The following is a 9,279-nucleotide window of genomic DNA, read 5'->3' on the forward strand; positions in this document are numbered from 1 at the left end:
CATGATCTCAACCGTCGTCGAGAACAATAGCTCCCGCGTGTACTGCGTTTCACGCTCCTGCTCGAACAACTCGTCGATCCAGGCCGCATCGAGGGCGCGTTGCAACCCCAGACGCGCCATCACACTGATCGGGCTGTGTTCGATAAAGCGTTCCACCACTGCATCCAGTACCACGCTACTCACTCCGGCTTTCGTTCGAGAACACGGAGGGTGCCCTATTTCTCGTCACCTTGAAAGGGGTGGGTCTTAGAGGGCAATATTTTCCGAATTCTGAAGCCGCCCCCTTGTTGACCTTCTTCCGTGCCATGACACATGGCAACGCTCAACCGCCGTGTGACGATGACATACGCCACCCTTTGTCATCACTCATTTGTGTGGGTTGTATGCGAGGCGAAGATCGGTTAGTGCCGGGGGTAATTGTACGAAACGGCCCGACGATGGTTGAACTGGCGGCGGCGAGGTGCAGATCGGCCGCCACCTCCGCCGCCGAGACTGCACCCGGTTTGCTACCGCAGTGCCGAGGGGAAAAATTGGGACGGGGCGAGATGCCGGACTGCCTGCAGCGGGCGGTCAATTCGCGTCAGACGGTGAAACGCATCAGTCCGGCAGCTTGATGCCCGTCCACTTCCATGACCAGAAGCCATCGCGGCGTAGGTCAGCGACAATCTTATCGCCATTGTCCCTTGAGGCAGAGGCCTGGACGAGATCCCAACTCCGATAGGAGACATCATATTTCGGGGCTTCTTTTGCACCTTCTTCCTTTGCTTCGGTTGGCTTCGAGGATAACTGTGACGGCTTTAAAAATGGCTTCTCGCCGGCCATCACTGCCATGACACCAGCAGGCGACACCATTGTGTCGATCATAGTATTAACCATCGCCAGACCGATCATCTGACCAAGACCGGCAAACGGGCTGTCCTTCATCCCTGGGGATTGCATCTTGTCCTTCAGAGAAAGCATAATCTGGGCCTTCAGGTTCTCGCGCAGGGCTGGGTAGTCGACATACCGCGAGAATCTCTCGGAATCCAGAGCCTCTATTGCTGAACACATTTGATAGACGGCCCAGTACGGGCTGGCGTAGCTACTGACGGCTCCAGCGGCAACCAACACGACGGCGGAGATGACCTTCTTGTTCATCCTCTTCTCCCTGTTGTCCAGAACTTGCGGTGAAGATTTATTAACCAGTACAGATGAGCACGCAGAATGGGGGCATACAAGCGGATTGGGCGAAGGTCGGACGCAGTCATTGCGCATCGAGAGCGACAGTTCCTATGACAAGCTCAGGGCTCGACATGTGACGGATGGCAAGATCAGGCGGCAGCGGCTTCGAATCGGATAGGCCTAGACATTCTTTCAAGGCCTTGACCTGCAGCTCGTGGCTCCGGCATGGATGTTTCGATGGGGTGGCATTGTTCCAAGACAGCTGCAAATGGCATATTGACACCCGTCTTGATCCACTCATCTCTATATGAGAGCTGTCGGATTATTGTCGACAGTGCTTCGATCATTACCGATCTCGGACGATCTTGTACTTGATCTGCCTATTATCAGCCGCGATGATATCGATCGTGAAATTCTGAAACTGCACAGTTTTCGATTCCGCCAAGTCGTATTTGACGCTCTGATAGAAGGCGGGGGCAGCATAGCCTTGACGGAATTCCCGATAATTGAGCTCCACAGTTGTCCCGGAAAGGCCAGAGTAAATCAGCTCTTTCTTGTAGAAATCTTCCGAGGGCTCTGTCATCGTCTTCCACCCATCTGGCGAGTGAAGGATGCCGACCCAAACACGCCGTTTGGTGATGTAGCCGTTTTGATCGGTGAACATAACACTCCCAGTTGTTGCGGTGACATCCCGCCCAACCGTATACGACTTGAAGGTGCGTTGCTCGATTACGGTGGAGGCGCACCCGCTCAGTAGTGCAGTTGCGACAACGACGCTTAGCGTGATGAATTTCATGATTGTCCCCGTGGCTTTCCTTTCAATACTGGAATAGCTTCGGAAGATTCGCATCGGCCAAATGGATTGATGCATCCCAATCTTTTGGAGGGTAAATGTGCCGCTCCTTCCGCCAGCGGTGACAAAGCACTCGGAAGGACGGCCGACCTTCTCGCCCCAGTCCGGTCTCTAGGACGTGGGGAAGTGCCTCAAACTGCGCCGGGCACCGCCGTTACGCTCCCAGTCGTCAATGCTGGGCAACCGTAGGTGCAGAGTGCGAGCCGACAAGGGCGTAGGGACACCGTTGCGGTGGCAATTGTCTTCACCGCGGTCGGACTCAAGCGTCCATACGTTCGGGTGTCATCCCTGCGTGCAATCCGATACCAATTTGTCTTGTGGTTAGTCCGATGAACCGTTGATTTGAACTAAACGCGTGCGTAGCGCTGCCTGCACGGATCAATACAAAGATCGTATGGGGTCATGAGACTTCACTGTCGCCAGTACGCGGGGCAAACTGACCTTGCGGTCACCATGGCTTCGACCAACGCACGCGGGACAAGCGGTGCGTGCGTGAGAAAAGAGCAAACGAAGATGGCCTAGTTTCAGTTCCTCGAGGGAGGCCGAATGTCCAGTGCTGGCCAGAACGCCGGATTGATGGCGAAGACAGCATCCTCGCCGGCACGCTCGACCCGGATTCGCAGAACCTTCTGGTCGTAGTTGACATCGAAGATGTAGTAGGTCCGCTCAGGCGTCTGGAGTCCAATGATGCCGTAATAGAGAAGGAACTCCAGCCTCTTCGCCACGAGGTCTTCGTCCGTTCCAGTATCTTGCAAGAGTGCGACAAGGTCTTGCTTCTGCATAGTTGCCGGGGCATCGATGAATCGATAGACGAGGTCTTGCGCTTGGGGTAGTACGTCTGCGAGTTCCCTGTCCAGCTCCATCAGCAAGTCCTGCGAGTACGCTCGTAGTCCCTTCTCGATGTCAGAGTTCTCAATCTTCGCGTGACCGAAGTTATTGGCGAAGCCGCGGCAATGGTTGAATATCTTGAGCAGGTTGCGTGGTCGCATCAAGGAGCGGTCAATCATGTACGCCGACGTTTCTTCGCCGTTGAAGTGAGAAACACACAGGCTTCGCCATGCTTGGTCGAAGCCCGTCCTGTCAGGCGATAACTCCAAGGCGTTCACGAGGCGTAGTCGTAGCATTTCTCGTAGGAGGTCGGGCTCGGTCCAGTCGAGAATCGCCCGCATCTCCTTCCCGTAGTCTGCGCTGCGTTGCATCAAGTGCTCATACACGTCGTTCCGCACAAATTCGATGCAGCGGAAGCGATGCCCGGACTTCTGCATTTGCGACTCGATTTTGCGGCCAGCATCTATCAGGCAGCGCAGAACTGCAGTGTCGATTTCGTCGACGCCGCCGGTGCTCCATCCCTTGTCCAAGTTGTCGAAGAGAATCCAGACCGACTGCTTCTTCTCAAGGTAGTCCGAAATCTTCGTCCGCAAGCTTCGGATGTCGTGGTAGTAGAGAAGGCTGGTGACCTGGTCGTTTGTCAGTCGCTGACCAGGCTCGTCTGAATGCAATTGCTTGAACTTTGCGGTGATGTTTTGGGACAGCGCCAAGAGGCGTTCGGAGAAATCGCCCTCGTCAGAGAACTCGTCCGTCTTGTACGTTGCCTCGAGCTCTCGGTAAAGCTCGTAGATTTCGTGGTTGTTCTTGTGCGTGACTCGGTCTTTCTCGAGCAGCTTGTAGGCGACCTCGAGAAGAATCAGATACTCCCAGAACGCCGTGACAAGATGCTGGAGCGAGCCCTCACTGAGATACGTCAGCAACTCCTCCTTGAGCTTGAGGAGCTGAAACCCCTCGGGCTTCAGGTCTACGACGATATTTCGCTTGTCCGAGCGAGTGCGGTCACGAATCTGAAGGAATAGGGCGGTCTTGCCTGCGCCCTTCCGACCGACGACCAGATTGACGTCACCGTTGATAGTCCTGGTGTACTGGTCAGTCCGCAGATAGTAGTTGGCCAGAGTCGCCATCTCGTTTTCTGCGGTCGGGTCTCCAACTCGCAGGTTCTGGAGAATCGTGGCGCCAGTCACGGGTGACGGGTCGACCATCTGCTGGTACTCAGTAATCTCCAGTGCCAGCTCGCTAACCATCTCGAGAATGTCATCCGGGAAGCGATACGTCTTCACGTCGTCCCGGACATCCAGCGGTGCGTCATAACCTGCCGGCGCAAGCATCAGCAGTGGCTTCTGCAGACCTCGAACCAGGCCTGCGACGAACATCGCTCGGACGTTGTGCACCTTCGCGATACGGCTCGTCCCGCTTTCCAGTGGGGTAGCGACGCCTGCCGAGGCGACCACTTGGCGAATCGCGTCGTTAGCAGACAGCCGGGTATCTTCATCTGGGCTGAAGCTTCGGTAGCGGTATCTCGCCTTCTTGATGCGCGACGTCAGCATCGTGGCCGCATCGCCGGAAATTGGGGATTCGACTACGTAGACCGGAGCCTTGGAGTCGAGGGTACCCTGGACCGACAGCGGCGTCACATCGATGCGGCTGCTCAAGCGTCGTTCGAGGTCCGAGGCATCGGTATACTCGAAGTAGCCCAACGTATCGAAGATGCCGGCATCCTTCGCAAGGGCGCGGTCCCCCTCCGTGTTCTTCTTTCTCACGAGGAAGCAGCGTTTGCTGCAACCAATCGCAAAGCCAATCTCGTAGACGACATTTAAGTTCAGGTAGGTGATGTCGGCCACGATGTAGCGCGACTCCTGAATGCGCTCCAGAATCGGCGAGACAAGCTGATTGCCTGGGATGTCGTTGAACTCCCATGGCTCGTAGTGGACGTCGATGGGCTTGGCATTTGCCGACGCAATCGCGTCGCGGATGATGCGCGATAGTTCGCCGTCGAAGGATGGGTAGGCTACAAACGCAAGCTCTTTTGTCATTCTCTTTAGCTGCTACGAGCGTTCCAACAACTACAAAAATTTTCGTCTGCCGCCCGGCCTGGCAGCGTCCTCCTGCTGACCAAGCTTGCCGGCCATGAGCGGCTCCTCACCGGCCGAGTGAGTATGCAGCATTTTTGCCAAATAACGCGTTAGGGGAGGTTCCGGCCATCAATGTTATTTGCCGTTGGTCAGTTACCCGGCAAAAAGACCAAGGTGGGCGCCTGCAAACATTCACGCGCGGTGTCACCTTTCTCGGGAATGCCAAGGCGATAACCACAATATATAGTGCCTTGACGGCGTAATGGTTGCTGATATAGTGGTACATTAGCACTCATGGCATGAGAGTGCTAGCCATCGTGATGGCGCGGCAAGTGTCAGCGGTCCCTTTGTTTCGATTCTGGGGTTGTGGAATGGGTACAACAAAATCGCGTTTTCAGGTGCTCGCGCTCTCGGGTGGCGGCTATCGAGGGCTCCTTCATGTATGTATCGACGAGCTGATGCCGAAGGAAGGCTCGGTATTCGCCGACAGTCCAGTCGCCTTCTGTGACCTTCAGTTCTAACGTAACCATCAACGTCGTTCCGGTCTGTTGGCACCCATTGCTCGAGTTGTGCAGGCCTTACACACGAATCTCGTCCGGCCCTCGACGCCACCCTGCAGGCCGACCTGGCTGAACTGCGCAGCCGCTTCCCCGACAACCGCGCGCTGTACCGCGACGTCTGCGGCCTGCTGTTCTTACCGCTACGGGGTCACGCCCACTGCCAACAAGCTCTACAGCCTGGTACGCAAGGGCAGCATGGGCACGCCCGCCGAGGTGCTCCAGCAGTTCTGGCAGGAATTGCGCGGGCGCACGCGCGTCACCATCGATCACCCGGATCTGCCCGATGCGTTGAAGGACATCGCCGCCGAGGCGATCAAGACGGCCTGGCAGGCCGCGAATGAAGCGGCGAGCAGCGAACTGGCTGCGCTACGGGTGGAAGCCCGCGACGTCGCGAATGCGGCTGAGGCCGAGCGGGACGACGCGCGCGCCAGAAGAGCGAGCGGACCGCCGAGGAGCTGCGCGGCGAACTGGCCGCCGCGCGCAGCGAGGCCCGCGACGCCGCCGTGGCCCCATGCGGAGGCGCGCGCCCGGCTCGAAGCCCAGGCTGCCACACTCACGGACCGACTCGCGGCGGCCGAACAGGCGCAAGGCCGGCATGCGCTCGAACTGGAGCGGGTGGGCGTCGAGCTGGCGGCGGCACAACGACGCGCCGAGCGCGCCGAAGCCGAGGGGCCGCTCGCGCGTCAGCTGCTGGCAGAATTGCGCGGGGCGCTGCACGAGCTGGACGGCGGGGGCAGGCGGCGGGGTGCAACGCCGAAGGAGAGTCGTCATGGCAGATCCCCTTAACGGTCATGCTCTGACCTCGGGCCGGTGATTGTTGCGTAACGGGAAACCGTTTATTGCTGTGTTCGCTATTTGCCGCTCTGGGGAAAACCCTTATCTTTTAATCCATGCGATACCGCAGCGCAACAAGTCCACAACAGCCGGGTCGCTTCAAAAAAAGAAAAGGGGAAATCATGAACGCCACCCGCTACGCCTTGATCGTCATCACAGCCATCGCCGCCACCTTGTCCGCTGCCCCGGTTCTGGCCAACAGCACAAAGTTCGATCCCTACACTGCCGGTGCGCGTGCTGCGAAGTATGACATCTACGTCGACGGTGCCAAGGCTGGCAAATTCAACCCCTACGCCGATGGCGCAAAGGCGGGCAAATTCGACGGCACCCGCTACGAGTTCTCGACCGACCACATGCCGCTCTGAGGCAGCGAGCCCCGGAAATCGGAGCAACCTCATGGTCATCCGGCGCAGAGCGAGAGCCGTTACTGGCCTTGGTGGCGGCACTTGGCTACAGCCCCTGGCGGCTTCGTGCATTTCGCAACCGGCGAGGAAGCTACGGCGCTGTACCCGTTCAACGCTTACAACGAGGACGCCAGTCTTCCTGCAGCTTGGGCGGTTACTGTTACGGCTTCTCGGCTTCGGTGCTGGACCCGCTCACAGCAAGGATTTCGCAAGTCTTTGATTCAAACGATTTGGGCGCCCGTATCAATTTGCGGCAAAAGATCACCCGTGCTTGCGGCCTTTGCAAGCTCCACTCTCAGGCCGGCCCTCTGATAGCGGATTCCCCATGCCTTGGTATGACCCTGGCTACGTGCAACTGCGTCCGCTCCTGAACAATGGCTCGCAGCGGGTCGTGTGTCTGCGCGACTTGGTGCGAACCCCGCTGGCAAAGCCCTCGGGGTTCGCCTTAAACAGGACCACCATCCGCTCGGGCGCCAATCTGAATGTTCGGAAGCGAACATTATCAGAGTAACGGTGTATTTCATTTGGCTTCCTCCTAAGTTATCTTTGCCATCGCCCATGCGAGGTTGATGACTCTTGTCAACGGTGCCTTGCCTTGGTCAAAAAAAGAGAGTCCGGGACTGGCAAAGCCTTGCTGGTGGCATTCGCGATGCTCGGGCGAGAAAAAGAAGAGGTAAGTCCGGAGGCGCCGTCATGGATGAGCAGGAGACCCTTAAGTGGTTTGAGATTCCTAGGTGGGCCATCGAACCAAGTGTTCGAGCGCTGCGCCTGGGAAATAGTGCATTCGACTTCCTGTTTTATGACGTCAATGCGCTATGGCTGACCATCCTTGGAGATGGCGAAGTTATCCAAACGACGGGCTCCGCCACCAAAGCCACCGAGGAAATTTTTCGGCATCTCGATCTCGGGGCACTGACTAATCCGGAAGGGTCGGTGCTGGTTGTTGACGCCATGCGCTCTCCATACATAACTCGGTTCGCTGATGTTCCGACCTTTATCGAGTGGGCGAACGAGAACAGCAGCGTGGAAGCCGTTTCGGTTAGTGGGGTCGGTAGTTCAGCGCTTGGCTCCGCCGCCCTTGCGTGGAACCTTTCCATGTCGCTGGGCCAGCCTGTGGCTGCAATCGTCCCAGGCTATGGGGTGGCAGATGTTTTTCAACAAGCGCTTGGAGGGTGGTTTGGCTTCGGCGTGTACAACTGGGTCAAACAGTCCGTTCAGGAACTACTGGCACATACTGCGCCGTCTGTTGCTGCGATTGGCCGAGACCTTCAGAGCTCTACTCCGAGCTGTTCGAAAGCAAGCTCCGGTGTACCAGTCTTCCGGCGGGGCAGCGGATCCTCCGACGTTTTGCACGATATCTTGCTGGAAGTCCCAACTGTTAAATGTTTGTTTGGCCACAGCAAAGGGGCGTTCGTCATCGCAAATGCAATACTTGGGCTCCCGCCTAACGTATTGCAGGCCCTTCGAATCACCACGTATGGCTGCACGGTAAGAAAAAATGCATCGGCAGGTGGATATCAACAATTCCTCGGTACTATCGACGCACTTGGGTGGTTGAATTCTTGGGGAAACCAGCCCGATCATACAATATTCTCTTGGCACAGCACCAACACGGTATTGCCACTAGCCATGCACGTTCAGCGGCTTTGAGACGGCTATGCCGGATACTGCTAGCCGCGATGAAGGAGGAAAAAGTTAATCGCTCCGCGGAAGCATCAGCGATTACGGGCCGCGACTGGCGTAGTGCGCGGATCGTCCATGCAGCCCAGCCAACGGTAGCGACAATGAGCGCGCCGACAATAACAGTGACTGTTTCACTCACGATTTGGCCTCTGATTGGCCTCTGATTGGCCTCTGATTGGCCTCTGATTGGCCTCTGATTGGCCTCTGATTGGCCTCTGATTCCGGGGGCTTAGAGGGTTGGTGCTTCAGTTAGCGCGGAATGGGGGCATCCGCGCCCCTACAACGCCTACGTGCCGGGTTCCTCTTGCGGGATTTCCGCACCCGTAACCCGGAATCTGAGGGGTTGCAGCCTCCATCTTTCCCTTGCAAAGGGTCTGTCCGGCCATCAAACGATTGGATTATGGACAGGGATACAACACGCGAAGAGCGCACGGCAGCCAGGGACCACGCCGACGAAGCTGCAATGCTTCGTGCTCATGCACGCAAGATGAGGACTTTTCTGGAAAAGTGGATTCCAGACTCAAATCTTTCCAATGAGGCTGAGTTTGTAAATAACGTGGTTCCTGGTGATGCTGAGGAAAACTTTACGTTAAGTACGCCGTTCGGGCTCATCCATGCCAGGTTCGGCTTCTGCTTTCACGGCAACCAGCTTGCTGCAAGGTATGAGTTCTGCTCCGTCGCTACAGGCGATGATGGGGCGGTGAGGCTGACCCCGTTCCACGGGATGATCCTTGACTACCATGGGCGCGCCACCTACTCCGACGGTGGGGACTATGAATGGGACTTTGATACAGCAAGCATTCGCAGCCAGTTGGTTGCACCCATCGTTGTGCGGACGCTGCTGTTCAGCCTGGTGCAGACGCTCCCGAAGATTCCGCTGAAAT

Annotated in this window: 7 protein-coding genes and 1 pseudogene; 4 read left to right on the top strand and 4 right to left on the bottom strand. The window is 57.1% G+C overall.

Translation table 11 applies throughout. The features are described 5' to 3' along the window. Window positions 1-597: 597 nt before the first annotated feature. The 4 genes from A3A5_RS0106915 to A3A5_RS0106925 form a co-directional block, all read right to left on the bottom strand. Window positions 598-1,137, bottom strand: a complete 540-nt coding sequence (locus A3A5_RS0106915; RefSeq protein WP_018309879.1) for a DUF2939 domain-containing protein — start codon at window positions 1,135-1,137, stop codon at window positions 598-600. A 370-nt stretch (window positions 1,138-1,507) separates the two neighbouring features. Further along, entirely contained in the window at window positions 1,508-1,957 is a 450-nt protein-coding gene (locus tag A3A5_RS37815) for a hypothetical protein (protein ID WP_018309880.1), read from the bottom strand. A 316-nt stretch (window positions 1,958-2,273) separates the two neighbouring features. Beyond that, a complete protein-coding gene (locus A3A5_RS45575) occupies window positions 2,274-2,396 on the bottom strand; it encodes a hypothetical protein (RefSeq protein ID WP_369797760.1) in 123 nt (40 codons plus the stop codon). Window positions 2,397-2,538: 142 nt separating this feature from the next. Next, window positions 2,539-4,875 carry a P-loop ATPase, Sll1717 family gene (locus A3A5_RS0106925; RefSeq protein WP_018309881.1) on the bottom strand — a complete coding sequence of 779 codons (2,337 nt, stop codon included), beginning with the start codon at window positions 4,873-4,875 and terminating at the stop codon, window positions 2,539-2,541. Between the two features lie 664 nt (window positions 4,876-5,539). On the opposite strand from A3A5_RS0106925, the pseudogene A3A5_RS37820 reads away from it, so the two are divergent. The 4 genes and pseudogenes from A3A5_RS37820 to A3A5_RS40185 all read left to right on the top strand — a co-directional run. Next, window positions 5,540-6,260 (top strand): annotated as a pseudogene (locus A3A5_RS37820) (DNA-binding protein). A gap of 170 nt (window positions 6,261-6,430) precedes the next feature. Then, window positions 6,431-6,673, top strand: coding sequence for a hypothetical protein (locus A3A5_RS0106935; RefSeq protein ID WP_018309882.1), 243 nt, complete (start codon window positions 6,431-6,433; stop codon window positions 6,671-6,673). A 732-nt stretch (window positions 6,674-7,405) separates the two neighbouring features. Next, window positions 7,406-8,362 (top strand): hypothetical protein, encoded by a 957-nt coding sequence (locus A3A5_RS43050; RefSeq protein WP_157637149.1) that lies wholly within the window; start codon window positions 7,406-7,408, stop codon window positions 8,360-8,362. A 433-nt stretch (window positions 8,363-8,795) separates the two neighbouring features. Continuing rightward, window positions 8,796-9,279, top strand: a 484-nt coding sequence (locus A3A5_RS40185) for a hypothetical protein (RefSeq protein WP_051108495.1), incomplete at its 3' end; no start/stop codon positions are given.

The sequence above is a fragment of the Cupriavidus sp. UYPR2.512 genome, assembly GCF_000379565.1.
In the GTDB taxonomy this organism is placed as follows: Bacteria; Pseudomonadota; Gammaproteobacteria; order Burkholderiales; family Burkholderiaceae; genus Cupriavidus.

Bases quoted from the DNA above. Each gene is read 5' to 3' on its own strand.
- A3A5_RS0106925 (WP_018309881.1), bottom strand. From the start codon at position 4,875: ATGACAAAAGAGCTTGCGTTTGTAGCCTACCCATCCTTCGACGGCGAA.
- A3A5_RS0106935 (WP_018309882.1), top strand. From the start codon at position 6,431: ATGAACGCCACCCGCTACGCCTTGATCGTCATCACAGCCATCGCCGCC.
- A3A5_RS43050 (WP_157637149.1), top strand. From the start codon at position 7,406: ATGGATGAGCAGGAGACCCTTAAGTGGTTTGAGATTCCTAGGTGGGCC.
- A3A5_RS0106915 (WP_018309879.1), bottom strand. From the start codon at position 1,137: ATGAACAAGAAGGTCATCTCCGCCGTCGTGTTGGTTGCCGCTGGAGCC.
- A3A5_RS37815 (WP_018309880.1), bottom strand. From the start codon at position 1,957: ATGAAATTCATCACGCTAAGCGTCGTTGTCGCAACTGCACTACTGAGC.